Origin of the sequence: Prauserella muralis, from assembly GCF_003202285.1 — a bacterium.
In the GTDB taxonomy this organism is placed as follows: domain Bacteria; phylum Actinomycetota; class Actinomycetes; order Mycobacteriales; family Pseudonocardiaceae; genus Prauserella_B; species Prauserella_B muralis.
Map to the genome: position 1 here is coordinate 594,122 of NZ_MASW01000001.1, position 24,877 is coordinate 618,998.

Genomic DNA, 24,877 nt, shown 5'->3' on the forward strand with positions numbered 1-24,877 from the left:
CGGGTCAGCGGGATAACGGGGACAGCGGGGGCACCGCCTCGGCCTGCTCCCGGCCCGCGGTCCAGGCCAGCATCAGCTCGGCGTAGCGCGGTGAGGCGGCCAGCAGCTCGTCGTGCCCGCCGAGCAGGGTCGCGTCACCGTCGAGCACGAGCACCCGCCCCGCGCGCAGCGCCGAGCTGAGCCGGTGGGCGATCACCACGAGCACGCCGCCACGCGCCGCGAACGCGCGTTCGGCGCGGGCCTCGGCCGCCGGGTCGAGGTGGGCGGTGGCCTCGTCGAGCACGACGACGCTCGCGGGGCTGGCATAGAGCCTGACCAGCGACAACAGCTGCGCCTCTCCCGCCGACAGGCCGCCCGCGGCATGCCCCAGCTCGGTGTAGAGCCCGCCGAGCCGGTCCAGCAGCTCACCCGCACCCACGGCGTCGGCGGCGGCGAGCAGGTCGGTGTCGGTGGCCGAGGGGGCGAGCAGGGCGAGGTTCTCCCGGACGGTCCCCGCGAACAGGTAGGACTCCTGCGGGGTGAACGCGATCAGCCGGTGGCGCAGGCCGGGCCGCACGCCGGTGACGGGCCGCCCGCCGAGCAGCACCCGGCCGCGCTGGGGTTCGAGGAGCCCGGTGAGCAGGCCCGCCAGTGTCGACTTGCCGATCCCGCTGGGTCCCACGATCGCCAGGTGGTCGCCGGGTTCGAGGTCGAGGTCGAGGTCACGCACCACCGGCTCGGCGTGCGCGCCCCAGCCGAACGTCACCCCGCGCAGGGACAGCGCGCTGCCGTCCGGCTCCGCCGTGCCCCCGGCACGCGACGGCGGCGGGCAGGACTCGCCGAGCCTGCGCAGCGCGACGAGCAGGCGCAGCAGCACGGTGCTGGTGGTGGCCGCCAGCCCCTGCAACGCCGGTTGCAGGGTCGCCGCCAGGTAGACCAGCGCACCGAGCGCGGCTCCCGCCGTCAGTTCCCCCGCGGTGACCATTCCGGGCGCGGCGAGCAGCACCAGCAGCAGCGGCACGAACCCGCCGACGGCGACGACCAGGGTGCGCAGGGCGGTGGCCTCTCCCATCCGCACCGCGGCGGTGGCCTGCGTGTCGATCGCGGCGTCGACGCTCGCGACGGCGTTGGCCTCGGCGCCGCAGGCCACGACGTCGCGCATCCCGCTCAGCACAGCACCCGCGGAGGAGGCCACCCGCTCGTCGGCCAGCGTCAGCGCCCGCTGCCGGGCGGCCAGCGTCGGCAGCAGCGCACCGAACGCGGCGAGCGCCAGCAGCACCGGCACGGCGACGTACCAGGCCAGCGCCCCGGCGACGCTGAACAGCCCGGCGAGCGCGGCCACCGTGGTCACCACCATGGCGCGGGCCTGCACCAGCATCCCGGCGGTGGCATCGCGGACCACCTCGATGTGCTGGGTGAAGCGGGCGACGCCGCTGGCGTCGGGCGCGTGCCGGGGCGTGGCGCCGTCGCCGAGCACCCCGCGCACGACGGCGCCGACGAGCACGTCCCGCAGGGGTTCGACGACGGTGCCGAGCCGATGCCAGACCAGCCGCGAGCCCAGCGCGCCGAGCACCGCGACCGCCGCGAACACGCCGAGCCACGCCAGCCCGGTGCCGGGGCTGCCCGCCGCGAAGCCCTGGCTCACCGCCCGCTCGACCAGCCTTCCGGAGGCGAACGCCGGCGCGCTCTCCAGCACCGAGCACGCCAGCAGCACCAGCCCGCCCCGCCACTGCTCGCCCAGCGCCTTCCAGTACAGCCTCATCCGGGCGCGCCTTCAGTGAAGACCGCCCGGTAGCCGGGCTCGGACCACAGCACGTCGTGCGGAGCGACCGCCCGCACGGTGCCCCCGGAGAGCCACACGACCGTGTCTGCGCGGCGGGCGGTACCCGCCCGGTGGGTCACGACCACCCGCGTTCTGCCGGGCAGCGCGTGGGCGATGGCGTCCTCCACCCGCGACTCGGTGACCGTGTCGAGGCTCGCGGTCGCGTCGTCGAGCACGAGCACGCGCGGGTTGCGGGCCAGCGCCCTCGCGAGCCCGAGCCGCTGTGCCTCCCCTCCCGAGAGCGGCGTGGCCTCCAGCGGCGTGGCGTAGCCGCCCGGAAGCCGCACCACCAGGTCATGCACGGCCGCGGCCCGGCAGGCCCGCTCCACCGACCCGGAACCGGCCCAGCTTCCGTAGGCGACCGCGTCGGCGACGCTGTCGCCGAGCAGCGCGGGTCGTTCGAAGGCGTAGCCGACGGCGGCGCGCAGGCTCTCGGTGCGCAGCGCCGTGACGGGCACGCCGTCGAGCAGCACCTCACCCCGGTCGGGCAGCCGCAGGCCGCCGAGCACGCCCGCCAGCGCGGACTTGCCGGAACCGGAGCGCCCGACCACGGCGACGGTGCTGCCGCCCGCGATGTCCAGGTCGACGTCGCGCAGCGCGGCGCCGACGGCCACGCCGCGCAGGGTGAGCCCGCCGGGGCCCGCGGGCAGCCACGCGGTGCCCGCGGCGGGCGGCTCGGTGCCGAGCACCGCGTCGAGCCGGGCTGCGCACGCGCGGGCCTGGGCGAGGTTCGTCAGCTGCGGCACCTGCCCCACCAGGCCCATGCCGAGCACGACGTAGCCCAGCGCGGCGAGAACGTCGCCGATGCTGAGCCTGCCCGCCGCGACGCCGAACCCGGCCGCCGCGAGCACCGCGATCTCGACGGCGGGCAGCAGCAGGCCGGCCTTCCACACCATCCGCGACTGGGTGCGCCACATGCCGAGGCCCGCGGCATGCAGCCGCGGCAGCGGCCGCAGCACCCGCCGGGCCTCCCGCTCGGCGACACCGGACGCGGCGATCGTGCGCAGCCCGCGGACGGCGTCGAGCAGCCTGGCCGACAGCTCACCGGACACCTCCTGGTACGCCGCGACGTCCCCGGCGGTGAGCCGCAGGTGCGAGCGGGCGAGCAGCAGCGCCACCGGGACACTGCCGAGGAAGACGAGCGCCAGCCGCCAGTCGAGCAGGGCGAGCAGCACCACGGCGCCCGCGGAGATGACGGCCGCCGCGACGAGTTGCACGACGATCGCGGCGAGGTTGCCCGCGCCCGCGCAGTCGGTGGTGAGCCTGCTGACGGCGTCGCCGGGCGCGAACGGCGACGCGGTGCCCAGCTTGCACAGGTGGCGGGTGACCCGCCTGCGGAGCCGGGCGCAGGCGGAGCTGGTGACCCTGGCCGTCAGGATCGCGGCCACGACGTCGGCGGCGATCTCCGTGCCCCCCACCGTGAGCAGCCACACCACGTGCGGCAGGCTCGGACCGCCGGAGATCGCCGCGTCGACGGCGTCCGCCAGTGCCGCAGGCAGCAGCAGCCCCGCAGCAGCTGCCACCATGGCGGCGGCCAGCAGGAGCCCGAAGCGCAGGGGGTCGCGAGCGAGAAGGCTGGCGCTCGTCCGGTTCATCGCTCACGACCCCACGCTGTCGGGCTCCTGCCGCCTCAGTGGCAGGTGAGCAGGCTGATGGTGCTGTTGGCGCACGAGGCGAGCAGGCTCAGGTTGCTCGCGCCGCCGTGGCTGCCGCCGCCGTACTCGGGGCCCTCGGCCGCCTCGAGGCCCTGCAGTTCCAGGATCTGTTCCATGGTGGTGTTTCCCTTCTCTCTTACCTCCGCCGGTGGGTTCCGGCCAGGAGCTCAGCGGGACGGCCGCGGGCCACCGAGAAACGGCAGCACCGCACCGTGACCGTCCAGAATGGACGACAGCGTCAGCAGGATTCCGGCGCCGCCGGTGGCGAGGTCCATCGACAGCCGCAACAGCTGGTTGCCCGGAAAGGCCAGCCCCCGCTCGCCGTGCGGCACGGCGTGCCAGGCCAGGCGCGACAGGTGCAGTGCCACGGCGTCGGCGTGCGCGGGTTCGGGGGCGGCGCGGTCGGCCGCGGCGAGGGCGGCGGCCAGCCCGCACCGCCCGTAGAGCAGGCCGGGGTGGATGACGAACTCGCCGCGGCAGGCGCGCAGCAGCTCCGGCAGGCTGCCCGCACTCGCCGCGCCGGGCTCGACGGCGGCCAGTTCGCTCGCGACGAGCGCGATGCCCGCACTGCCGACCGCGACGTAGGGCAGTGTGCGGGTGTCGCCGTCGCGGACCTGCAGCGTCGCGTCGTCGGCGGTGACGCATTCGCGCAGGTCGAGGGCCAGCGCGCGGTCGGCGAGCGCGAGCAGGTCGCGGTCGCCGGTGTGCTGGAACAGCCGGACGAACAGCAGTGCGGGGCCCGACCAGCCGCCACTGAGCCCGGCCCGCGCCGACGGCCCCGGCTCGGGGGCCTCGCCGAGCGCGGCGGCCACCCGTTCGGCGACGCGCAGCGCGTCGCCGTCGAACCCGAGGTGCAGGAGGGTGAGGCCGATCCCGGCGAGCCCGCTGCCGTAGCTGGGGTCGCGCGTCTGCTCGACGAGGGTGGCCGCGTCGCCTGCCAGCGCCAGCGCCTCGTCGCGATGGTCCAGCTCCGCCAGCACGTAGGCGATGCCGTAGGCGCCGTCGAGCAGGCCGGGGCGGGCGGGTGGTTCGCGTCGCACGGCGTCGAGCAGCCAGCGTTCGTGCTCGGGGTAGCGGCCCGCGCCCGCCACGTCGAGGGCGTGCAGCACGCCCGCCGCGCCGTAGGCCAGGCACGTGCCCCCGAGCCGGAACTGCTCGATGTCGCCGGGAAACAGCCGGTCGGTGCGTTCGGGCGTGGCGCTGGCGAGGACGGCCTCGGCGATGGCCTTGCGCACCACGCCCCAGTCGGGTCGCGGCTCGTCCAGCTCGGTGACGGCGCCCCCGGCCGAGCGCGGGGCAAGGCAGCCCTCGGGCAGCGCGAACCGCCGCTCGGCGGACGCGGCGACGACGCCCAGCCTGGCGGGCGCCAGCTCCAGCATCGGGTTGAGCGGCAGGAACATCCACAGCCGGAGCGCGGCCAGTGCGTGCTCGTCGATCGCGAAGCCCTCGCAGCCCTCCGGGGCTCGGAAGCCGGGGGCGCCCAGCGCGGGCCTGCCGCCCTCCTCGACAGGTGCCGCCAGCTCGAAGTCGATGAGCCGGACGGTGTCGTCGGTGTCGACGAGCACGTTGAGCGGGTGCAGGTCGCCGAACACGATGCCGCGCTCGTGCACGGCGTGTATCACCGTGGTGATCGCGTCGAGCAGCCGGAGCGCGCGCTCGGTGTAGGCGGTGAGGTCGGCACCGGTGACCTCGGACCGGGTGAGCGGGTAGTTGCGGGCCAGCCAGGATCCGAGCGGGACACCCGGCACGTCCTCCATGGCGAGGAACGTGTGCTCCCACGCGGTGAACAGGTCGTGGACCTCGGGCACGCCGGGAATGCCCGCGAGGCGGGTGAGCACGGCGTGCTCGCGGTGCAGTCTGGCGACGGCGTCCACGCCGTCGCGGTCGAGCCCCGCGTGCGGGCGGCCCTCCTTGAGTACGACGTGCCTGCCGTCGGCCAGCCGCTCGGCGCGGTACACCCCGCCGCCGTTGGAGAAATGCAGCGAGCCCGTGACGCGGTAGCCGAACTCGCCTGCCGCCCCCGTGCTCCTGCGGGCCGCGAGGTGCGGTTCGAGGCAACGCGGCACCGTGACCCAGTCGGGCACGGAGAAGGTGGGCGTCCGCCGGTCCGGCACCCGCGTACCGTCGGGCTTGGTGACGGCCAGCACGCGGGTGCCGTCCGACTCCATCCACTGCTCGGTGAAGCCGCCGTAGCGCACGTACAGTGGCCCTGCGCCGTAGCGGAGATCGCTGAGAATGTAAGGCCCCTGCTCGCCGTCGAGTTCGGCGGAAAGGTCGGCGAGAATCGTCTCCAATTGCCGCTCGTCGGCCGGATAAATGGTCACGAGCTTTCCACTGGACTGCCGGGTCGCGTATTTCGAGTTCCGGGAAAGCAGCACCGGCTTCGAGCGCAGATGCTTGAATGCGACACCCCGCGCGACGCAGTAGCGGTACACCGTGCCGAGCACCCGTTCGGCATTGTCCATAGCGGACGACACATGGATCTTCCAGCCCTGCCCCGGCAGGGCGGCCGTTTCGGGAAACAGCATGCGCCACACGCCGAGGTCTCGCTGCCGCCAGCCGGAAGCGGGAACCGCAAGGACGTCGCCGAAGCCAGGATCGTCCTGCTGCGCACCACGCGGCTCGTCGAAGAACAACGGATCGGCGAAGCAGAAAGCTTCGTACCGGACATCCATTTCGCGGCCCTTTCCCCTGCTCACCACAATGGTGCTTCGACGACCTCGTTCACGACTCCCGTGTGTATTCCCGCACGTCGGCACCCCCAGGGCCAATCCGCCAAACCAGCGGTTCGGATCGGCCGAACAGGGTGGGTCGAATTTCCGCTACCGGCGGGTAAAAAGCGGTGGGTGCACGACTGAACGACCGGAATCACTCAGACGAGTTGTAACAGCAGGACGGCGTGGCAAAGTCGCTGGTGAGCGCGTCGCCGACGAGCACCCGAAAAGGCGAAGGTCAGGGGAGTTCCGCGGGCCCCCAACCCGGTGTATAGACCAACAGCGACAGTCCACTCAGGACTCAAGGACCGCCGGTGAGCTGTCGAACGCGGCCCCGCTATGCTACGGCTGGTAGTAGGAGGGTGGATCGACGTGATCACTGAGTACGCGGTCGCGCTGGCGCTGTGCTCGCTGGCGGTCGCGACGTGGAGCTTCGTCCAGGCCGCGCGCAACCGGCCCCCGGCACGGCCGCTGCTGATCGGGCTGGCCGCCATCGAGGTGTTGCTGCTGGTTCAGGTGGTGATCTCGGTCGTGCTGCTGGTCGGCGGGCAGCGGCCCGGGAGCATGGTCACCTTCCTCGCCTACCTGGTCGGCTCGCTGCTCGTGCTGCCCATCGGCACCGCGTGGGCGCTCGCCGAGCGCAGCAGGTCGAGCACGGTCGTGCTCGGCGTCGCCTGCGTGACCGTGCCGGTGCTGATACTGAGGATGTCCGAGGTGTGGGGTGGAGCAGGTGCCTGACGACGCCAAACCGGCGACGGCCAGCGGGCCGGGACGGGTGCTCGTGGCCGTCTACGCGATCTTCGCGGTGGCCGCGACCTCGCGGGCCGCGGTGCAGATCGCGACCCGGTTCCACGAGGCACCCGTGCCCTATCTGCTCTCGGCGTTCGCGGCCGTGGTGTACCTGCTCGCCACGCTCGCGCTGGCCCGCGCCGGGCGGGCCTGGTGGAGCGTCGCCCTCGTGGCGTGCTCGTTCGAGCTCGCCGGAGTGCTCGTGGTGGGCACGCTCAGCGTCGTCGACCCGGCCGCGTTCCCCGACGCGGCCGTGTGGTCGGACTACGGGCGGGGCTACCTGTTCATCCCGCTCGTGCTGCCCGTGCTGGGACTGCTGTGGCTGCGCAGGACCGCGCCTACCAGAGCACCGCGATAGCGACGTTCGCCACCGTCAGCCCTCCCGCGACGGCGACGAGGCGCTGGTTCACCAGGTCCTTCCTGCGCCACAGCACGAGCGCAAGCAGCAGCACCGCGACCGCCACTGCGAGCTTGACCGCGATCTTGGTGTTGTTCACGGTGGTGTCCACCACCCCGGAGGAGGCCATGCCCACCAGCGCGAGGCCGGTGATCACCTGCAGGCTCGCGCTGTGGAACATGCTGGTGAACGCGGCGGGAGCCTTGGCCGAGTAGTAGGTCACCACACCGGCGAGAATCCCGGCCATGCCGAGCAGGTGCAGGACGACCACGACGTCGTAGACGATTTCCATGGCCGCAACTTACTACACTGGGTAGTAACGATCAGAGCGGCACCGCGAACAGCGACGCGGACGTGCCGAGCGCGGTGAGCACCACCAGGCAGGCGGCAGGCCACATCGCGGGAAACGCGCTGCGCTGCGGCTCCCGCAGCCTGCGGATCCGCGCCTGCACGGGAGTGTCGGCCACCGCGAGCGCCCCCGCCGGCGTGCCCGCGACGCCGTGGGCGTGGAACCGCTCCAGCGCGCTGGCCAGTGGCTCCCTGCCGTGAGTGCGGGCTGCGCGGTCGTCGGCGCACATCTCCACCAGCAGCTCGATGGTCGCCACCACCCTGGTGAGCAGCGCACTGCCGGGCAGCAGCCTGCGCAACGCCTGGAAGGGCGCGACCACCAGGTGGTGCCGCTCGCGGGCGTGGGCCCGTTCGTGCGCCAGCACGGCGTCCAGCTCGGTATCGGTGAGCAACCTGCGGGCGCCCGCGCTGACGACGATCCGCGGCGTGCGGCCCGGCAGGCAGTAGGCGACGGCGATCGGGTGATCGACCTCCAGCGCGTCCGGGGCGGGCCTGGCGACGAGCTGGAGCAGCAGCCGGTGCCGCGCGCGAGCCCTTGCCGTGCTGCGCAGGCACAGCACCTGGTTGACCACGAGCCACCCGGCGAGCGTGAGCCCCGCGGCCACGGCCGCGAAGTGCCACACGTCCAGCTCGCCGACCCGCGCGGGCAGCAGGAACAGCGCGGGCAGCAGGCCCCGGTTGAACGGCGCGAGCCCGAAACCGAGCAGCGCGCCGATGGTCGCCACGATGAGCGTGAGGCCGGTGATCTGCCACAGGACGAGCGCGGCCCGGGGATGGGTGTGCGTCCAGCGGCTGCGCAGCAGCCACGCCACCACGGCCACGGCCGTCGCGCCCGCTGCGAGCTGATGCCACGCCAGGATCACGTCTTCTCGCCCCGCTCCAGCGCCTGACGCAGCGCGTCGGCCTCGTCGCTGGTCACCGACTGCGCGAAGCGCACCAGCGCGGACCCGCGGTCGCCGGTCAGCTCCAGCGCCTCCAGCATCAGCTCGGCGACGTACTCCTCCCTGCTCGCCGCCGGTGCGTACAGCCAGGCCCTGCCCGCACGCTCACGCCGCACGACGTTCTTGGCGGCCAGCCGGGTGAGCACGGTCATCACGGTGGTGTAGGCGAGCCCGCGATCGGCGAGCGCGGCGTGCACGGCGCGCACGCTGGCCGGCTCCTGGCTCGCCCACAGCACCTCCATCACCGCGCGCTCCAGTTCTCCGAGCCTCGCCACGTCCATCCCTTCGCCGTCGTTGACTCACGATTCAACCACGAACATCGGCAGGCGCGGCCCGCGTTGTGACCGCCAGCAACAGCTGAAGATGGCAGGCCAGCCGCTCGCGAGGGTCACCGAGGTCGATGCCGCTGACCGCGGCGGCCCTCCGCACGCGGTGCCGCACCGTGTTCGGGTGCACGTGCAGCGCCGTCGCCGCCGCGCGGACGTCGCCGAGCGCGTCGAGATAGGCCAGCAGGGTCGGCACCAGCTCGGAGGAGTGCTCGGCGTCGTGGGCCGACAGCGCGTCCACGGCCGGGTCGCGCAGCTCGGGGTTGGCCTCCAGCAGGTTGAGCGTCTCGCCGAGCAGCACCTCCGCCCGCAGGTCGGCGATCGTGGCGACGTCGCGGCGCTCGCCGATGGCGTCGAGCACCCGGTCGGCCTCCGAGCGCGAGCGCACGACGTCGCGCAGGCTGGGCACCGGCGAGCCGATGCCTGCCTGCACGCGCACGCCCGTTCGCCGCGTCAGCACGCCCGCCACCTGGGTGACCTCGTTGACCAGGCCCGCGAGCGAGCCCGCCCCCGGCAGCACGGCGTACACCCGGGCCCCGTCGCCGCCGACCAGCGCACCCCGCCGGTACGACGTCAGGTGCACCGACACCATCGTGAGCATCTCGGCGAGGTGGAGCTCGTGCGCGGGCTGGTCGGGCTCCGTCTCGCGCACGGCGAAGGCGACCACGGTGGCCGGGGTCGCCGGTTCGATGCCCAGCTGACCGGCGACCAGGTCGGCGCTGGTGCTGCCGTCGAGCAGGCCGGTGACCAGCTCCTGCCGCGACCGGCCTGCGCCGCTGCGGTGCCGCAGCAGGTGCAGGGCGGCCAGCCGGGCGCCGCCGAGCAGGGCACTCTCCGCGCGCTCGGCGAACGGCTCCCGGCCCTGCTGCACCCACACGGTGCCGAGATGCTGGTTGCCCGCCCGGATGCCGACGGCGAGCCTGCGCCGGATGCCCAGCTCGGGCCGCTCGTCGATGCGCACGACCTCCTCGCCGTCGCGCAGGCGCTGGAACACGCCCCACTCCCGCAGCAGGGCGAGGTAGCTCTCCGGGCCCTTCCAGCCGAGGATCGAGAGCCTGCGCAGCTCGTCCACCTCGTCGTCGGAACGGGAGTAGGCCAGCACGCGGTTGCCCGCGTCCTCGACGCTCACGCTGCCGCCGGTGAGCACCGCAAGCGTTTGCGCCAGGGCGAACAGGTCGCCGGACTCCGACTGCACGCCGTCGGTGAGCGCCGCGCCGTCGAGCACCTGCCTCGACAGCGTCTCCAGCTGGTCCCAGCGCACACCGGGGGCCACGGCCAGCAGCGCGATCCCGGCCTCGGCCGCCGTGCCCGCCAGGTCCACGGGCGCGTCCTTCACCGCCACCGCGGCGGCACCGCGGCGGGCCGCCGCACGCACGAACCGCGCCGCCTCCCGCCCGCGCACGCCGATGACGAGCACCAGTTCCCCCTCGAAGCCGCCGGGCTCGTCGTCCGGATCGAGGATCGCGACGCCGCGCACGATCGGGTCCGCCTCCGGCGTGCGCAGCTCCACCAGCGGCTCGCCGATGGCGACGAGCAGCTGCCGCAGCCGCACCCCGTTGTCCGATCGAACAAGGCTCACCCCGCAACGGTAGCCGACCGGACAACCACGTCGGGCCCGCGAGTTCTTACCTTTCGGACATGGACGCGATGACCAGCCCGCCCGCACCGCGCAACGAGCCGGTGCGCGCCTATGCCCCCGGTTCCCCCGAGCGGGAGAGCCTCACCCGCACGCTCGACGAGCTGGCAGGCAGGCAGTTCCAGCTGACGGCCACCATCGACGGCAGGCAGCGGATGCCGGGCGGCGACCGGATCGACGTCGTCCAGCCGCACAACCACGCCCACGTCCTCGGCCAGACGGCCAACGCCACCCACGAGGACGCCAAGGCCGCCGTCGAGGCAGCGCTGCGCGCGGGCGAGTCGTGGCGCGGGCTGCCCTTCGACGAGCGCGCCGCCGTGCTCCTGCGCGCCGCCGACCTGCTCTCCGGGCCGTGGCGCGACACCCTCAACGCCGCCACGATGCTCGGGCAGTCCAAGACCGTGGCGCAGGCCGAGATCGACTCCGCGTGCGAGCTCGCCGACTTCTGGCGGTTCAACGTCCACTACGCCCGCCAGATCCTGTCCGGTCAGCCGGAGAGCGCCCCCGGCGTGTGGAACCGCATGGAGTACCGCCCGCTGGAGGGCTTCGTCTACGCGATCACGCCGTTCAACTTCACCGCCATCGCGGGCAACCTGCCCACCGCGCCCGCGCTGATGGGCAACACCGTGCTCTGGAAGCCCTCGCCGGCGCAGGGACTGGCCGCGCACCTGACCATGCGCCTGCTCGAAGAGGCGGGGCTGCCGCCGGGCGTCATCAACCTGCTGCCGGGCGACGGGCTCGCCGTCTCCGACGTGGCACTCGCCGACCCGGCGCTGGCCGGCATCCACTTCACCGGCTCCACGAGGACGTTCCAGCACCTGTGGTCCGCCGTCGGCGCGAACATCGGCGGCTACCGCACCTACCCCCGGCTCGTCGGCGAGACCGGCGGCAAGGACTTCGTCGTGGCGCACTCCAGCGCCGACGTCGACGTCCTGCGCACGGCACTGGTGCGCGGCGCGTTCGAGTTCCAGGGCCAGAAGTGCTCGGCGGCGTCGCGGGCGTTCGTGTCGCGCTCGGTGTGGGCCCGGCTGCGCGACGACCTGGTGTCCGAGGTGGAGTCACTGACCGTCGGTGACGTCACCGACCTGCGCAACTTCATGGGCGCGGTGATCGACCGGCGCGCGTTCGACCGGCTCGCCGCGGCGCAGCGGATGGCGCACGAGTCGCCGTCGCTGGAGGTCATCGCGGGTGGCACCGCCGACGACTCGCGGGGCTACTTCGTGCGGCCCACGGTCGTCGAGGGCACCGACCCGACGCACGAGATCTTCAGCACCGAGTACTTCGGCCCGCTGCTGGCCGTGCACGTCTACGACGACGGCGACTACGAGCGGGTGCTCCGCGAGATCGACCGCGGCGCCGCGTACGGGCTCACCGGTGCGGTGATCGCCCGCGACCGCGCCGCCATCGAGCGGGCGAGCGAGGAGCTGCGCTTCGCGGCGGGGAACTTCTACGTCAACGACAAGCCCACCGGCGCGGTGGTCGGCCAGCAGCCGTTCGGCGGCGCCCGCGCCTCCGGCACCAACGACAAGGCGGGCTCGGTCTACAACCTGCTGCGCTGGGTGAGCCCGCGCACCATCAAGGAGACGTTCGTCCCGCCGGTGCGTTCGGCGTACCCGCACCAGGGCTGAGGCGAGGAAGACAAAGGAGTCGTCATGCTGCGCTCGGCACTCATCGCCGCATCCCGCTCACCGCGCTGCCGCGCCCTCGTGGAGGGCCTGCCGGTGGCCCGGCCCATCGTGGACCGCTTCGTCGCGGGCACCGGGGTGGCCGACGCGCTGCGCGCGACCCGGGAGCTGACCACCGACCGGCTGGTCACGCTGGATCACCTCGGCGAGGACACGACCGAGGCGGCGCAGGCCGACGCCACCGTGGACGCCTACCGCGGCCTGCTCGCCACCCTCGCCGACGCGGGCCTCGCCGACCGCGCGGAGGTGTCGGTGAAGCTCTCCGCCCTCGGCCGGGCGCTGCCCGTCGACGGCGACAAGATCGCGCTGGAGAACGCGCGGCTGATCTGTGTGGCGGCGGCGCGGGCGGGCACGACGGTGACGGTGGACATGGAGGACCACACCACCACCGACTCGACGCTCGGCATCGTGCGCGAGCTGCGCGTCGACTTCCCGTGGGTGGGCACGGTGCTGCAGGCCTACCTGCGGCGCACCGAGGGCGACTGCGCCGAGCTGGCCGGGCCCGGTTCCCGGATCCGGCTGTGCAAGGGCGCCTACGACGAACCGGGTTCGGTGGCCTTCCGGCGCAAGGCCGACGTCGACGCCTCCTACGTGCGCTGCCTCAAGGTCCTCATGAGCGGCCAGGGCTACCCCATGGTCGCCACCCATGACCCCCGGCTCATCGCGATCGCGGAGGATCTCGCGACGCGGGCCGGGCGGTCGGAGCGGGAGTACGAGTTCCAGATGCTGTTCGGCATCCGGGCGGACGAGCAGCAGCGGCTCGCCGCCGAGGGCAGGCGCGTGCGCGTCTACCTGCCCTACGGCAGCGAGTGGTACCCGTACTTCATGCGGCGCCTCGGCGAGCGGCCGGCGAACCTGGCCTTCTTCGCCCGCGCCCTGTTGGGGTCGTGAGCGGCCGACCCGGCGCTCACGACCCTGCGGGCACGGCGTCGCGGGCCTGCCTGCCCTGCTCGGTGGACTCCCGCGCGCAGTGGGCGCAGCAGAAGAAGCTGCCGCCCACCGAAACGCCGTGGCCCATCACCCGGCAACCGCAGTGCTCGCACACCGGGGCCAGCTTGTGGATGGCGCACTCGAACGAGTCGAACGTGTGCCTGCCACCGCCCTGGGTGTGGATCTCGAAGGCCATCTCGTAGTCGTTGCCGCAGACTTCACACGTCGCCATGGGGTCACCTCCGTCGTCGATGCGCGCATAGGCATTCCCGAATACGTGGCGGGGAAACGTCAGCGGGCGAGCCGGGACGGCCACCAGACCCGTTTGCCGATGTCCACGGTGAGGGCGGGCACCAGCAGCGAGCGGACGACGAGCGTGTCGAGCAGCACGCCGAACGCCACGATGAAGGCGATCTGGGCGAGGAACAGGATCGGCAGCACGGCGAGCGCGGAGAAGGTCGCCGCGAGCACCACCCCGGCCGAGGTGATGACCCCGCCCGTGAGCGCGAGTGCCCGCCGGGTGCCCTCCCGGGTGCCCTGGCGCAACGTCTCCTCGCGCACCCTCGTCATGAGGAAGATGTTGTAGTCGATGCCCAGCGCGACGAGGAACACGAACCCGAACAGCGGCACGGCGGGATCGGCGCCCGGGAAACCGAGGACGTGGTTGAACACCAGCGCCGACACACCCATCGTCGCGGCGAACGACAGCACGACGGTGGCCACGAGCAGCAGTGGTGCCAGCAGCGCCCGCAGCAACAGCGCGAGCACGGCGAGCACCACCACCAGCACGAGCGGGATGATCACCGTGCGGTCGCGCTGGGACGTGCGCTGCGTGTCCAGCATGACCGCGGTGTCGCCGCCGACCCTGGCGTTCGCCCCCTCGACGGCGTGCACCGAGTCGCGGACGCGCTCGACCGTCGCGACGGCCGGCTCGGAGTCGGCCGGATCGGTGAGCACGGCCTCGATCAGCACCATGCCGCCGCGGGTGCCCGCGACCTCGGCGGAGGCGACCCCGGGCACCCGCGTCGCGGAAAGCACGGCGTCGGTGGCCTCGGCGTCGGCGATCACCACGGTGGGCGAGCCGGTGCCGCCCGGGAAGTGCCGCGACAACACCTCCTGGCCGGTGACGGACTCCACCGGGGTGAGGAAGACGTCGGACTGCGCCGTACCGCTCGCCTTGAGCTGCGGCACGAACGCCGCTCCCGCGAGCAGCACCAGCGCGGTGACGATCCAGATCGCCCGTGGCCTGCGGTCGACGAACCCGGCAACGCGGCCCCAGCTGCCCCGCGACTCCGGGTGCGGCGAGCCGAGCGCGGGCCGGAACGGCCAGAACGCCGCCCTGCCGAGCAGTGCCAGCGCGGCGGGCAGGAAGGTGATCGACGCCAGCAGCGCGGCGCCGATGCCGATGGCCGCGACCGGGCCGAGCCCCTGGTTGGAGTTGAGGTCGCTGAACAGCAGGCACAGCACGCCGAGGATCACGGTGCCCGCCGACGCGGCGATGGGCTCGATGGTCGCGCGCCACGAGCGCCGCATGGCCTCGAACGGGGCCGCGGTCTCGCGCAGCTCCTCCCGGAAGCGGGAGACCAGCAGCAGCGCGTAGTCGGTGGCGGCACCGAACACGAGGATGAACAGGATGCCCTGGCTCTGCCCGTTGAGCGCCAGCGTGCCCGCGTCGGCGAGCAGGTAGACGACGAGGCTGGCCAGTCCGAGCGCGAACACCGCCGAGAGCAGCACCACCAGTGGCAGCAGCGGGCTGCGGTAGACGACCACGAGGATCAGCGCCACGACGGCGCCCGCGACGAGCAGCAGCAGCCCGTCGATGCCGCTGAAGGCCTCGGAGAGGTCGGCGATCTGCGCGGCGGGGCCGGTGACGTAGACGCCGAGCCCCTCGGGGCGGTCGGCGAAGGCCTCCCGGATCCACTCCACGCTGGTGCCGGGTTCGCCGCTCTGGGTGATCGGCACGACCACCTGCGCGGCCTTGTCGTCCCGCGGGGACGGGAGCACCGGGGAGGGCTGTCCCGTACCGGGCAGCCCGGCGACGGCGCCGCGCCGCTCGGCCAGGTAGGCGCGGTCGGCCTGGGTGAGCCCGCTCCGCCGTTCGGCGACGACGACCGCCGGGATGGCCTGGCTGTCGGTGAACCGGCGTTGCAGCTCGGCGACCTCGGTGGCCTCGGCCGACTCCGGCAGGAACGAGGCCATGTCGTTCTCGGCGACATCGCTGAGCTTGCCCGCGTAGGGGCCGCCGAACCCGCCGACGGCCAGCCAGCCGATGATGATCAGTGCCGGGACGATCCAGCGGACGGTGCGCACCCTGCTCCTCAGTAGTTCGACCATCGAATCATTCGGTGTTCGAAATACTAGGCTGGGCAGGCACCCCCGGCAAACCGGCGGAGAGGAGCGAACGTGGCATCCCAGAAGCAACCGGCCGGCGAGCACGGCGACGACGTGCTGGTGCGCAAGCTGCGCAGGCTCACCGTCGAGAACGACCGGTTCGCCGAGGTGCTGCGCGAGGCACACGGCATGCACCGCACCGACCTCAACGCCGTCGCCGTCGTCATGGACGCCACGAGGACCGGACGGTCGGTGAGCCCGCGCGAGCTGGCCGAGGCCCTGCATCTGTCGGCATCGGCCACCACGGCCCTGCTCGACCGGCTCGAGGCGGCCGGGCACGTGCGCCGCGAGCGCAGCGCCACCGACCGCCGCCGCGTCGAACTGCACGTCGAGGAGCCCGCGCTGGAACTGGGCCGCCTGCTGTTCGCCCCGCTGGGCGAGGAACTGGCGAAGGCCTGGACCGAGTTCGGCGACGAGGAGCGCCGGATCATCGACCGCTTCCTCACCGTGACCATCGAGGCCACGGTGCGGACGAAGAAGGCGCTCCCGCCCAAACCCTGACCGGACTAGAACTCGACCGGCTTCGGCTGAGTCAGCCGCCAGTGATTGCCGCTCGGGTCCCGGAACGCCGCGTCGATCCCGTAGAAGCGCTCCTCCGGCTCCTCGATGAACTCCACACCCTTGGCCTTGAGCTCCTCGTAGGTCGCACGGCAGTCGTCGGTGCGGAAGGCCCCCGGCCCGAGCACCCCCGTCGAGACGAGCGCGCGGATCTTCTCCGCCGTGGCCTCGTCGGTCATCGGCGGCGCGGGCGCCACCAGCATCAACGACAGCTCCGGCTGCTCCGGCGAGCCGACAAGCAGGTACCGGATGCCGTCGTGCTCGACGTCGGTCGTCACCTTGAGCCCGAGCTTGCCGACGTAGAAGTCGTAGGCCTCCCGCTGGTCCCGGACCCGCACGCACACCAGGCACATTCCTGTGATCATCGACAACCACCTCCTGCGGCAGACGCTAGCCAGCCGCGCCACCCCCGGGCTTCTCGAAAACGCTCATTCCGGCGGCGGGAGCGGCCGGTCCCACATCTTCACGTAGCAGCCGGGGACCGGAAGGGGCGCCGCCGAGGCGCGCCCGCGGCGGTAGGCGGCCGGACTCTCACCGACGAACCGGCGGAACTGCGTGCTGAACGAGCCGAGGCTGGAGAACCCGACCGCGAAGCACACCTCGGTGACCGACAGCTCGCCCGCGCGCAGCAACGCCTTGGCCCGCTCCAGCCTGCGGGTGAGCAGGTAACGGTGGGGCGTCTCACCGAAGGCGTCCCGGAAGCTGCGCCGGAAGTGCGCCTGTGAGACGAGCGCGCTGCGGGCGAGCGCCGGGATGTCGAGCGGCTCGGCGTAGTGACGGTCGATCAGGTCGCGCACACGCAGCAGCTCACGGGCCAGCGCCGGGCGCGGGGTGCTCACCGCAGCTCCTCGTGCCGGGACCGCATGCCCCGGATCAGCAGGTCGAGGCCGTACTCGAAGGTCGCCTTGGGATCATGCCGCGCGCGGCCCCCCAGCGCCGCGGCGAGGTGCGGGTAACGCTCATCGTCCTGGGCGGCCCAGCGCAGCTCGGGGTTGTCGGTACCGTCGAGCTCGCGGACCGCCTCCGACTGCCACTCCAGCGCCGCACCGCCGATGTAGGCGCCGAGCGCGAAGAACGCCTCCTGCGCCTCGGCGGCGGAGAACCCCACCGCGACGAGCTCACCGAGTGCCGTGTCGATGTCGGCGAGCGCGTCCGGGGTCGGCCGGTTGCCCGCCACCACCTGCGGGGCGTCGCGCACGGAGACCATCGCCTCGAACATCGTCCTCGCCCGCTCGCGCAGCCACTCCCACCACGGCTGCCCCTCGGCGGGACGGGTCGCCACACCGGCCGCGCCCCGGCGCAGCAGATGCTCGGCCACGGCGTCGAGCAGCTCCCGCTTGTTCGCGATGTACCAGTACAGGGTCGGGGCCGACACGCCCAGCTCGGTCGCGATGCGGCGCAGGGACACCGCGGCCAGCCCGCTCTGCTCCATCAGGTCCAGCGCCTTGTCGACGATCGCGGCCTTGGACAGGGCTTTTCCGGACGTCTCGGTCGGCACGCTTGACAGGCTAACAGTGTTAGAGAGACGCTGCCTCTAACACCGTTAGAGAGGAGGCCGGCGAGTGACCGGCAGACACGCGGTCCACGTCAGGGGACTGGAGAAGGCGTACGGCGACGTGCGAGCGGTGAAAGGCATCGACCTGGACGTCGCCGAGGGCGAGATGTTCGGCTTTTTGGGGCCGAACGGAGCGGGCAAGACCACCGCCATCAAGATCCTGTGCACGATCGCCGACGCCACCGCCGGGTCGGCCACGGTCGCGGGTCACGACGTGCAAACCCAGCGCGCCGACGTGCGCCGCCGGATCGGCGTGGTGTTCCAGGAGCCCACCGTGGACACCTACCTGACGGCCGAGCAGAACCTGCGCTTCCACGGCGAGCTGTACGGCATGCCCAGGCGGCTGCTCGCCGAGCGCATCGACGAGGTGCTGGAGATGGTCGGCCTCGCCGACCGCAGGCACACCGAGGTGCTGAAGTTCTCGGGCGGCATGAAGCGCAGACTGGAAATCGGCCGTGGCCTCCTGCACGCGCCCGAGGTGCTCTTCCTCGACGAGCCGACCATCGGGCTCGACCCGCAGACCCGCGCCTCCATCTGGACCTACATCGCCGAGTTACGGCGCAGGCAGGACATCACGATCTTCGTCACCACGCACTACATGGACGAGGCCGAGCACTGCGACCGGATCGCGATCATGAACGACGGGGAGATCGTGGTCGCCGACACCCCGGAGGCGCTCAAGAACCGCGTCGGCGCCGACCGGGTCAGCATCCGCACCTCCGACGACGCCGTCGCCATCGAGCGGCTGCGCGAGCGCTTCGGCCTCGACGCCGCCGTGCACGACGGGATGGTGACGGTGAAGGTGCCCGGCGGGGCACAGTTCGTGCCAAGGCTCTTCGCCGAGCTGGGCCTGGCGATCGAGACGGTGACGGTCACGCGGCCCAGTCTCGACGACGTCTTCATGGCCTACACCGGCCGCACCATCGCCGACACCGAGCAGGCCGGCGGCGCGAGCGCGATGCTGCGCGCGATGGCGGCCCGGCGTTGAGGAGGGAGCGAGATGAACGCGATCCAGACCCTTCGTGACGCGCGGCCGGACCGGGTCGTCGCGGGCGGGCTCGGCCACGAGCTGCGTGCCACGGCCATGGTGTGGCGGCGGGAGATGATCCGGTTCCGGCACGACCGCACCCGCATGGTGGCGATGCTGCTGCAGCCGCTGCTGTTCCTGTTCGTGATGGGCACCGGGCTGGCCGGCGTGGTGGACACCGGCGGCGGGCTCGACTTCCGGACGTTCCTGTTCCCCGGCGTGCTGGCGATGTCGGTGCTCTTCAGCGCGGCCTTCGCCGGGATCTCGCTCGTGTGGGACCGCGAGTTCGGGTTCCTGCGGGAGATGCTCGTGGCGCCGGTGAGCAAGTCCGCGATCATCCTCGGCAAGTGTCTCGGCGGCGCCACCACGGCAACGCTGCAGACGCTGGTGCTGCTGGCGCTGGCCGGGGTTGTCGGCGTTCCCTACGATCCACTGCTGCTGCTGACCCTGCTCGCGCTGCTGTTCGTGGGCGCACTGATGCTCACCGCTCTCGGCGTGCTGATCTCGGCCCGGATCAAGCAGATGCAGGCGGCCATGCCCGCCACCCAGCTGATCATCACGCCGATGATGTTCCTGTCCGGTGCGCTGTTCCCGATGGCGGGACTGCCCGACTGGCTCGCGGTGCTCACCAAGATCAACCCGCTGACCTACGTCGTGCAGCCGATGCGCTCGGCGGTGTTCGCCCACCTCGAGTTGCCCCCGGCGGCGCGCGCCGCGTTCGACCCGGCCATCACGTGGGGTGGCTGGGTGGTGCCCGGCGGGGTTCAGGTGCTCGTGGCGCTGGCGTGCACAGGCCTGATCGTGGCCGCGGGTGTGGCGCTGTTCAACCGCACCGATTAGCCGGCGGGCGGGTACTCGCCGAGCCGCACGGTCTCCGCGTGACGGGGAAGGCACACCTGGCGGCGACGGGTCCGCCTCGGCGGGTACGGCCGGGGCGGGCCGCCGTGCCGGATGGCGCTGGCGGCGTCGATGCCGAAGGCGACATCGGTGGCCAGCTGACGCACGACCGCCACGAAGCGGGACCGGGCGCGGGAGGAAGCCAACATGGCGACGATTCTGCCTGCCACGGTCCTCGCTTCGCCAGCACGAAACCTGTTGCCCGGCAACGGATCCGCCGCCAGTGATTCACCAACAGACAGGACGGTGAGTGGCTGGCGGGCCAGGAAGATCACAGGCCGATCAACTTCGGGATCAACCGATTGACCCAGCGTCGCCCGATCGGGTTAACATCCGCGGGCCCGCCGCGCCGTCCGCGGCGTTTTTCGTGTTGAGCGTCCATCCAATGTCGTCTGGGGGTCGAGTGCGTCCGAGATTGATCACCGCCGCGGTCATCGCGCTACCGCTGGGGCTGGTTCCCGTCGTGTCCGCCGCGAGTGCGCCGCCGCCGGGCACGCCCGCAGCGGTGAAGCCCGTCATCGAGTCGGTGCCGCTGACCGCGGCACGCGGGCTCACCCGGGCCGCGGAGGTGCGGGAGCTCACCCCCGAGGAGCCGTTCGCGATGGCCGCCGTGCGCTGGGCCGGGCCGGCTCCGGACATGCTGGAGATCCAGGCCAGGGACACCGGCGGCAGCTGGGGCGAGTGGATCGAGCTGGAGGCGGTGGACGGGCTCGACAAGGGTCAGCGCGGCCGGAGCGCCGCCAGCGAGCCCGCCTGGGTCGGCGACTCGACCGCACTGCGGGTGCGCGCCGAGCGCGACGGCACCACCGTGCCGGCCCGGTCGTTGACGGCCGTGCTGATCGACCCGGGCACCAGCAGCGGCGACGGCATCGCGCCCAAGGCCGGTGTGACGACCCCGCGCCCCACGATCGTCAGCCGCGCGGCCTGGGGCGCCGACGAGTCGATCCGCACCGGATGCTTCCAGCAGCAGGGCATCGGCGTCGAGTACAGCCCCACCGTGAAGGCCGCGACGATCCACCACACGGCGGGCGAGAACGACTACACGGCCGCCGACTCGGCGCGCATCGTGCGCGGCATCTACGCCTACCACGCGCAGACGCTGCAGTGGTGCGACGTCGGCTACAACGTGCTCGTCGACAAGTACGGCCAGATCTTCGAGGGCCGCTTCGGCGGGCTCGACCGGCCGGTGTGGGGCGCGCACGCGGGTGGCTTCAACAAGTTCACCGTCGGTGTCTCCATGCTCGGCACCTTCACCGACGTCGCGCCGAGCAGCGCACAGCTGGAGGCCGTGTCGCAGTTCGTGGCGTGGAAGCTCGCCAGGGGCTACCGCGATCCCAACGGCACGGTGACGCTGACCTCCGGCGGCGGCGGAACGTCGAAGTACCCCGAAGGCACCGAGGTGACCCTGCCGACCATCTACGGGCACCGCGACGTGGGCGCCACCGAGTGCCCCGGTGAGCTGGGCTACCAGCAGCTGCCGTCCATCCGCCAGCGCGTCACCGAGCTGATGGGCGAGTGGACGACGAGCCCGGTCTACCAGCGCTGGACCGCGGACGGCGCCGACTCCGGCGGCCTCGGTGGCGTGTTCCGGCTGGAGCAGGGTGCGGCCAACGGTGGGCTGAGCACGACGTTCGCGTCCGGCACCAAGTCCGTGTACTGGTCGGAAGCCACGGGCGCGCACGTCATCGGCGGCGCGATCCGCGACACGTGGACCCGGCACGGCGCCGAGGGTGGCTACCTCGGCTACCCCAAGAGCGACGAGCGCGGCACGCCGGACGGCGTCGGCCGCTACAACCACTTCGCGGGGTCGAACGGCTCGATCTACTGGACGAACGGCACCGGCGCGCACGAGATCCGGGGCGCGATCAAGACCAAGTGGGCGAGCCTCGGCTGGGAGCGCAGCCCGCTGCGGTACCCGACCACGGACGAGCGCGGCACGCCCGACGGCACCGGCCGCTACAACCACTTCCAGCGCGGGTCGATCTACTGGACGCCCAGCTACGGCGCCCGCGCCATCTATGGCGCTATCCGCGCCAAGTGGGCACAGCTGGGCTGGGAACGCGGACCGCTCGGCTATCCCAAGAGCGACGAGCACGGCACCCCGGACGGCCGCGGCCGCTACAACCACTTCCAGCACGGCTCGGTGTACTGGACCGGTTCCACGGGTGCGCACGCGATCTACGGCGCCATCAAGACGAAGTGGGGCCAGCTCGGCTGGGAGCGCTCGTTCCTCGGCTACCCGACCAGTGACGAGTTCGCCGTTTCCGGTGGACGGCGCAGCAACTTCGAGCACGGCTACATCGTCTGGAAGCCGAGCACCGGCGCGGTGGCCCGCCGCTACTGAGTTGGACGCGGCCGACGCCGGGGCACCCGTGGCAGGTGCCCCGGCGTCGGCGGGTGCGGTGTCAGTCAGTTCCGGAGTTTCAGTACGAACAGGCCGCGGTCCATGGTGCTGACGCCGATGACGTCGCGCTTGAACCAGCCGTAGTTGCTCCACGTGCCACCCTCGAACGAGGGGTTGTCGTTCTCCGGGTACACGTCGAAGTAGGCGACCTCCTTCAACGTGCCCTCACCGATCTTGCCGGTGTGGTAGACGCGCAGGCCGGACGTGTAGTTCGACGCGTAGGCGAGCCTGCGCTCGGTGTAGATGTTGTGGTCGATCGACGTCGTGTCGTTGTCGAACGTGCCGATGTGCTGCGGGTTGTCCAGGTCGGCCATGTCCCAGATGCGGGTCCTGGTGTTGATGCCGTGGTCGAGCTCGTCCAGCTCGTCACCGTGCAGGAAGTACCGCTGGTTCGGGGTGAGCCAGCCCTGGTGGCTGTAGCCGCTCTCGGCGTAGGGCATCCTCGCGATCGGCACGGGCGCCGACTTGTCGGTGACGTCCACGATGGACACGAAGTTGCCGTCGCTCGCGGCGTTGGAGTTGAAGCAGATCTCCCGGCCCGCGTAGTCGGCGTCCGGTCCGGAGTAGACGACGCACTGCGTGTCGTGGATGTAGCCGTGCTCGGAGAAGCAGCCCGCGAACGTGGGGCTCTCGGGCGCGGAGACGTCCACCATGTGCAGCCCGCCCGCACACGTGTTGGTGCCCACCACGTAGGCCAGTCCGGTGCCGGGGTTGATGTTGAGGTTGTGCGCGTTGGCGAACCCGGGGTAGTGCGCGTCCTCGGTGAACGTGCCCGTCTCGGTCCGCAGCCTCGTCAGGTCGAACACCTGCATGCCGTGCGGGATCTGCTCGGACACCACGAAGGCGTGGTTGCCGTACACCTTGATGTCCCGCCAGAACGGCCGGTTCGGGTCCAGGACGTGTGCGGGCAGCATGCCGACCACGGTGGCGTCGGTGGGGTTGCTGATGTCGACGAACACCGTGCCCTCGGTGCCGCCGATGATCGCGTAGTCCTTCTGGGTCGCCGGATCGGTCCAGCCCCACATGTCGTTGGCGAAGCTCAGGCCGAGATCCTCGAGCCAGAGGTGGTCGAGCATGTCGATGCCGTCACAGGCGTAGGTGCCGGCCGCCAGGCCGTTGACGCATTTGGCGGTACCGCTGGGTGCCGCCTGCAGTTCGGTCTGGCGCTCCTCCATGGTCGGAGGCGAGACCTGGTCGAAGGCCTGCTCGTGCGCCCAGGCCTGCGGGGCGCCGACGACGGCCGCGGTGAGCAGGGCGATCGCCGCGGTAGCCAGTATCGCTCTCATAGCCCTCCCGTCCTTTCGAAACGCGGGTTCTGCCGCTTTCGTGCCCCGATACCCCATACCTCTGTGAGCCAGGACACAAGGACTATTCGGGCGAACCGCGCGGGGTCACCGCCGTCGATACGCAGCGTGACCCGCCGCGTCCGGGCCGCCGCAGATTCACACCGTTCGGCACTCGCGCAGGCCCCCGGAATGCGACTAGCGTCGATTTCCGGCAGTTGTTCGCGAAACCAGAGGAGACGCCATGTCGCTCACCGTTCCCCCGGAATTGCTGCAGCAGGCTCAGACCGGGGAGATCAGCGACGACGATTTCATTCGCTGCATTCAGGACTCCCTGCCGTACGCGTGGTCCGTGGTGGAGCAGACGGCGGAGAAGCTGCGCGCCAACGGAGCGCGCTACGTGGTCAACTCCGACGTTCCACCTGATGAGGCCGCTTGGGGCCAGCTGTTCCGGCTGGTGTCGAGCAACGCCATGCGCGCGGCGGTGGAGCGCCGCTTCGGGGTTCGCATGGCGTTCCAGAACTGCTGCAAGGTGGGGCTTTTCGACCCGTCGGCGGAGGCCGAATACGAGGAGTTCACCTCACCGAGGGCACAGATTCTGAACCAGAAACCGGAACTGCTGAACTGCTGACCGGCAAAAGCCTGCCGCGGGCGCACTCGCGCGGCAGGCCTTTGCCGAATCGATGCAATTATCGCGATATCCGCAAACCGCGGGCGTGGTCAGTAGCCCTGGTAGCCGCCGCCCGCGGCCATCGAGGCCAGGCCGGGGTGGTTCGCGAAGCCGCCGTAGCGGGCGAGTGTGTACCGGACGCCGGCGATGATGTTGTCCACCGGGTGGTAGATGTCGTCGTGCCCGGGCAGCTTGTACGCGTCGAACGTCGGGTCGATCGTCTGCATGAGGCCCTTCGACGGGGTGCCCCTGGCCGCGTTGCTGTCCCAGCGGTTGATCGCCCGGGGGTTGCCGCTGGACTCCCTGTCGATGATCGTCCTGATCTCGTCGCGGTACGCCGCGGACACTGTCACGCCGTGTGAGCGCATGATCGCGATGGCCCTCGAGATCCACCGGCCGAGCGGGTCGGCGGGAGCGGGCGCCGCCGCGCGAGCGGGCTTGCCCGGCATGGTGACGGCCTTCTTCTTTCCGGGTTTGGGCACCCGGGTCTCGCTCGCGTTCTGGTCCTGGTGCTTCCTTTGGCCGGCCTTGGCGGTGTGCCGTGCGGTCCTGGACGAAGCCTCGGCAGAGGACTCGGCGGAGGGTTCGGTGGACGCCTCGGTGGTGACGTCGGTGGCGCGGGCCGGGGTTGGCCGCTCGTCACCGGCGTAGGCGAGCGCGCCGTTGCCTGCGAGTCCGGCCACCGCGGCGACGAGCACTGCCGTGCTCACGCGCCGCCGGACGGCATGAGCGGCAGGCTGGTCGAACGGGTCGGGGTTTCGGGTCGGGGATCGTCGCGCGGCGTGTTTTCCGGCACGCCGCGGCAGGGGGTTCCAAGCCACGATGACGTGGTCTCCTTCGGGGATGCGGGATCTGCCGTCCAGTCGGGGG

At 72.1% G+C, this 24,877-nt stretch carries 25 protein-coding genes; 9 read left to right on the forward strand and 16 right to left on the reverse strand.

Going from position 1 to position 24,877, the window contains the following annotated elements; genetic code table 11:
* Positions 1–4: 4 nt before the first annotated feature.
* From BAY60_RS03705 to lanKC, 4 genes are read right to left on the reverse strand one after another with little or no spacing between them, the layout of a single operon-like run.
* Complete coding sequence (locus BAY60_RS03705) at positions 5–1,741, reverse strand: ATP-binding cassette domain-containing protein (protein ID WP_112279394.1); 1,737 nt, start codon at positions 1,739–1,741, stop codon at positions 5–7.
* Positions 1,738–3,396 (reverse strand): ABC transporter ATP-binding protein, encoded by a 1,659-nt coding sequence (locus BAY60_RS03710; RefSeq protein WP_112279395.1) that lies wholly within the window; start codon positions 3,394–3,396, stop codon positions 1,738–1,740. Before BAY60_RS03710 ends, BAY60_RS03705 begins: the two co-directional genes overlap by 4 nt.
* A 35-nt stretch (positions 3,397–3,431) precedes the next feature.
* Complete coding sequence (locus BAY60_RS03715; protein ID WP_112279396.1) at positions 3,432–3,572, reverse strand: SapB/AmfS family lanthipeptide; 141 nt, start codon at positions 3,570–3,572, stop codon at positions 3,432–3,434.
* A gap of 51 nt (positions 3,573–3,623) precedes the next feature.
* Positions 3,624–6,131 carry a class III lanthionine synthetase LanKC gene (gene lanKC / locus BAY60_RS03720; RefSeq protein WP_112279397.1) on the reverse strand — a complete coding sequence of 836 codons (2,508 nt, stop codon included), beginning with the start codon at positions 6,129–6,131 and terminating at the stop codon, positions 3,624–3,626.
* 411 nt (positions 6,132–6,542) lie between these two features.
* Here lanKC and BAY60_RS03725 point away from each other — a divergent pair, with 411 nt between their 5' ends.
* A complete protein-coding gene (locus tag BAY60_RS03725; RefSeq protein ID WP_112279398.1) occupies positions 6,543–6,908 on the forward strand; it encodes a hypothetical protein in 366 nt (121 codons plus the stop codon).
* Positions 6,901–7,317 carry a hypothetical protein gene (locus BAY60_RS03730; protein ID WP_245992303.1) on the forward strand — a complete coding sequence of 139 codons (417 nt, stop codon included), beginning with the start codon at positions 6,901–6,903 and terminating at the stop codon, positions 7,315–7,317. Before BAY60_RS03725 ends, BAY60_RS03730 begins: the two co-directional genes overlap by 8 nt.
* Here BAY60_RS03730 and BAY60_RS03735 read toward each other — a convergent pair.
* The 4 genes from BAY60_RS03735 to BAY60_RS03750 are packed head-to-tail and all read right to left on the reverse strand — an operon-like array spanning position 7,298 to position 10,550.
* Complete coding sequence (locus BAY60_RS03735; protein ID WP_112279400.1) at positions 7,298–7,648, reverse strand: hypothetical protein; 351 nt, start codon at positions 7,646–7,648, stop codon at positions 7,298–7,300. The genes BAY60_RS03730 and BAY60_RS03735 overlap by 20 nt on opposite strands.
* Positions 7,649–7,679: 31 nt before the next feature.
* Positions 7,680–8,567: a M56 family metallopeptidase gene (locus BAY60_RS03740; protein WP_112279401.1), complete on the reverse strand. Its 888-nt coding sequence runs from the start codon at positions 8,565–8,567 to the stop codon at positions 7,680–7,682.
* The gene (locus BAY60_RS03745; protein ID WP_112279402.1) at positions 8,564–8,926 is read right to left on the reverse strand and encodes a BlaI/MecI/CopY family transcriptional regulator; all 363 of its coding nucleotides are present in this window, start codon (positions 8,924–8,926) and stop codon (positions 8,564–8,566) included. Before BAY60_RS03745 ends, BAY60_RS03740 begins: the two co-directional genes overlap by 4 nt.
* Positions 8,927–8,951: 25 nt before the next feature.
* Positions 8,952–10,550, reverse strand: coding sequence for a PucR family transcriptional regulator (locus tag BAY60_RS03750; protein WP_245992305.1), 1,599 nt, complete (start codon positions 10,548–10,550; stop codon positions 8,952–8,954).
* A gap of 59 nt (positions 10,551–10,609) precedes the next feature.
* On the opposite strand from BAY60_RS03750, the gene pruA reads away from it, so the two are divergent.
* Both pruA and BAY60_RS03760 read left to right on the forward strand, forming a co-directional pair.
* Positions 10,610–12,235 (forward strand): L-glutamate gamma-semialdehyde dehydrogenase, encoded by a 1,626-nt coding sequence (gene pruA / locus BAY60_RS03755; RefSeq protein ID WP_112279404.1) that lies wholly within the window; start codon positions 10,610–10,612, stop codon positions 12,233–12,235.
* 24 nt (positions 12,236–12,259) lie between these two features.
* Positions 12,260–13,183, forward strand: coding sequence for a proline dehydrogenase family protein (locus tag BAY60_RS03760; RefSeq protein WP_112279405.1), 924 nt, complete (start codon positions 12,260–12,262; stop codon positions 13,181–13,183).
* 16 nt (positions 13,184–13,199) lie between these two features.
* Here BAY60_RS03760 and BAY60_RS03765 read toward each other — a convergent pair whose 3' ends face one another.
* Together BAY60_RS03765 and BAY60_RS03770 are read right to left on the reverse strand one after the other, a co-directional pair.
* The gene (locus tag BAY60_RS03765) at positions 13,200–13,454 is read right to left on the reverse strand and encodes a Prokaryotic metallothionein (protein WP_112280689.1); all 255 of its coding nucleotides are present in this window, start codon (positions 13,452–13,454) and stop codon (positions 13,200–13,202) included.
* Between the two features lie 59 nt (positions 13,455–13,513).
* Positions 13,514–15,556 (reverse strand): MMPL family transporter, encoded by a 2,043-nt coding sequence (locus BAY60_RS03770; protein ID WP_245992306.1) that lies wholly within the window; start codon positions 15,554–15,556, stop codon positions 13,514–13,516.
* Positions 15,557–15,625: 69 nt separating this feature from the next.
* Here BAY60_RS03770 and BAY60_RS03775 point away from each other — a divergent pair, with 69 nt between their 5' ends.
* Entirely contained in the window at positions 15,626–16,114 is a 489-nt protein-coding gene (locus BAY60_RS03775; protein WP_245992308.1) for a MarR family winged helix-turn-helix transcriptional regulator, read from the forward strand.
* Between the two features lie 5 nt (positions 16,115–16,119).
* Here BAY60_RS03775 and BAY60_RS03780 read toward each other — a convergent pair whose 3' ends face one another.
* The 3 genes from BAY60_RS03780 to BAY60_RS03790 all read right to left on the reverse strand — a co-directional run bounded on the left by BAY60_RS03780 (position 16,120) and on the right by BAY60_RS03790 (position 17,669).
* Positions 16,120–16,536, reverse strand: coding sequence for a VOC family protein (locus tag BAY60_RS03780; protein WP_112279406.1), 417 nt, complete (start codon positions 16,534–16,536; stop codon positions 16,120–16,122).
* A 63-nt stretch (positions 16,537–16,599) separates the two neighbouring features.
* Complete coding sequence (locus BAY60_RS03785) at positions 16,600–17,010, reverse strand: helix-turn-helix domain-containing protein (RefSeq protein ID WP_245992310.1); 411 nt, start codon at positions 17,008–17,010, stop codon at positions 16,600–16,602.
* A complete protein-coding gene (locus tag BAY60_RS03790; protein ID WP_112279407.1) occupies positions 17,007–17,669 on the reverse strand; it encodes a TetR/AcrR family transcriptional regulator C-terminal domain-containing protein in 663 nt (220 codons plus the stop codon). The genes BAY60_RS03785 and BAY60_RS03790 overlap by 4 nt, the downstream gene beginning before the upstream one ends.
* Before the next feature lie 64 nt (positions 17,670–17,733).
* On the opposite strand from BAY60_RS03790, the gene BAY60_RS03795 reads away from it, so the two are divergent.
* Both BAY60_RS03795 and BAY60_RS03800 read left to right on the forward strand, forming a co-directional pair.
* Positions 17,734–18,714, forward strand: a complete 981-nt coding sequence (locus BAY60_RS03795; RefSeq protein WP_112279408.1) for an ATP-binding cassette domain-containing protein — start codon at positions 17,734–17,736, stop codon at positions 18,712–18,714.
* Between the two features lie 12 nt (positions 18,715–18,726).
* On the forward strand, positions 18,727–19,593 hold the full coding sequence (locus tag BAY60_RS03800) for an ABC transporter permease (RefSeq protein WP_112279409.1): 867 nt from the start codon (positions 18,727–18,729) through the stop codon (positions 19,591–19,593).
* Here the strand turns inward: BAY60_RS03800 and BAY60_RS03805 are convergent.
* Positions 19,590–19,799, reverse strand: a complete 210-nt coding sequence (locus BAY60_RS03805; protein ID WP_112279410.1) for a hypothetical protein — start codon at positions 19,797–19,799, stop codon at positions 19,590–19,592. The genes BAY60_RS03800 and BAY60_RS03805 overlap by 4 nt on opposite strands.
* Before the next feature lie 254 nt (positions 19,800–20,053).
* On the opposite strand from BAY60_RS03805, the gene BAY60_RS03810 reads away from it, so the two are divergent.
* Positions 20,054–21,994 (forward strand): N-acetylmuramoyl-L-alanine amidase, encoded by a 1,941-nt coding sequence (locus BAY60_RS03810; RefSeq protein ID WP_112279411.1) that lies wholly within the window; start codon positions 20,054–20,056, stop codon positions 21,992–21,994.
* Between the two features lie 65 nt (positions 21,995–22,059).
* Here BAY60_RS03810 and BAY60_RS03815 read toward each other — a convergent pair whose 3' ends face one another.
* Positions 22,060–23,340: a choice-of-anchor B family protein gene (locus BAY60_RS03815; RefSeq protein WP_112279412.1), complete on the reverse strand. Its 1,281-nt coding sequence runs from the start codon at positions 23,338–23,340 to the stop codon at positions 22,060–22,062.
* Positions 23,341–23,581: 241 nt separating this feature from the next.
* Here BAY60_RS03815 and BAY60_RS03820 point away from each other — a divergent pair, with 241 nt between their 5' ends.
* Positions 23,582–23,968: an SCO5389 family protein gene (locus BAY60_RS03820; RefSeq protein ID WP_112279413.1), complete on the forward strand. Its 387-nt coding sequence runs from the start codon at positions 23,582–23,584 to the stop codon at positions 23,966–23,968.
* Between the two features lie 89 nt (positions 23,969–24,057).
* On the opposite strand, the gene BAY60_RS37770 is transcribed toward BAY60_RS03820, so the two are convergent.
* On the reverse strand, positions 24,058–24,717 hold the full coding sequence (locus BAY60_RS37770; protein WP_245992311.1) for a transglycosylase SLT domain-containing protein: 660 nt from the start codon (positions 24,715–24,717) through the stop codon (positions 24,058–24,060).
* Positions 24,718–24,877 lie beyond the last annotated feature (160 nt).

What these genes read in the sequence shown, in the direction of transcription:
- BAY60_RS03715 (WP_112279396.1), bottom strand. Translation starts at nt 3,572, where the DNA reads ATGGAACAGATCCTGGAACTGCAGGGCCTCGAGGCGGCCGAGGGCCCC.
- BAY60_RS03765 (WP_112280689.1), bottom strand. Translation starts at nt 13,454, where the DNA reads ATGGCGACGTGTGAAGTCTGCGGCAACGACTACGAGATGGCCTTCGAG.
- BAY60_RS03735 (WP_112279400.1), bottom strand. Translation starts at nt 7,648, where the DNA reads ATGGAAATCGTCTACGACGTCGTGGTCGTCCTGCACCTGCTCGGCATG.
- BAY60_RS03815 (WP_112279412.1), bottom strand. Translation starts at nt 23,340, where the DNA reads ATGAGAGCGATACTGGCTACCGCGGCGATCGCCCTGCTCACCGCGGCC.
- BAY60_RS03800 (WP_112279409.1), top strand. Translation starts at nt 18,727, where the DNA reads ATGAACGCGATCCAGACCCTTCGTGACGCGCGGCCGGACCGGGTCGTC.
- BAY60_RS03710 (WP_112279395.1), bottom strand. Translation starts at nt 3,396, where the DNA reads ATGAACCGGACGAGCGCCAGCCTTCTCGCTCGCGACCCCCTGCGCTTC.
- pruA (WP_112279404.1), top strand. Translation starts at nt 10,610, where the DNA reads ATGGACGCGATGACCAGCCCGCCCGCACCGCGCAACGAGCCGGTGCGC.
- BAY60_RS03760 (WP_112279405.1), top strand. Translation starts at nt 12,260, where the DNA reads ATGCTGCGCTCGGCACTCATCGCCGCATCCCGCTCACCGCGCTGCCGC.
- BAY60_RS03745 (WP_112279402.1), bottom strand. Translation starts at nt 8,926, where the DNA reads ATGGACGTGGCGAGGCTCGGAGAACTGGAGCGCGCGGTGATGGAGGTG.
- BAY60_RS03705 (WP_112279394.1), bottom strand. Translation starts at nt 1,741, where the DNA reads ATGAGGCTGTACTGGAAGGCGCTGGGCGAGCAGTGGCGGGGCGGGCTG.
- BAY60_RS03820 (WP_112279413.1), top strand. Translation starts at nt 23,582, where the DNA reads ATGTCGCTCACCGTTCCCCCGGAATTGCTGCAGCAGGCTCAGACCGGG.
- lanKC (WP_112279397.1), bottom strand. Translation starts at nt 6,131, where the DNA reads ATGGATGTCCGGTACGAAGCTTTCTGCTTCGCCGATCCGTTGTTCTTC.
- BAY60_RS03780 (WP_112279406.1), bottom strand. Translation starts at nt 16,536, where the DNA reads ATGATCACAGGAATGTGCCTGGTGTGCGTGCGGGTCCGGGACCAGCGG.
- BAY60_RS03805 (WP_112279410.1), bottom strand. Translation starts at nt 19,799, where the DNA reads ATGTTGGCTTCCTCCCGCGCCCGGTCCCGCTTCGTGGCGGTCGTGCGT.
- BAY60_RS03770 (WP_245992306.1), bottom strand. Translation starts at nt 15,556, where the DNA reads ATGGTCGAACTACTGAGGAGCAGGGTGCGCACCGTCCGCTGGATCGTC.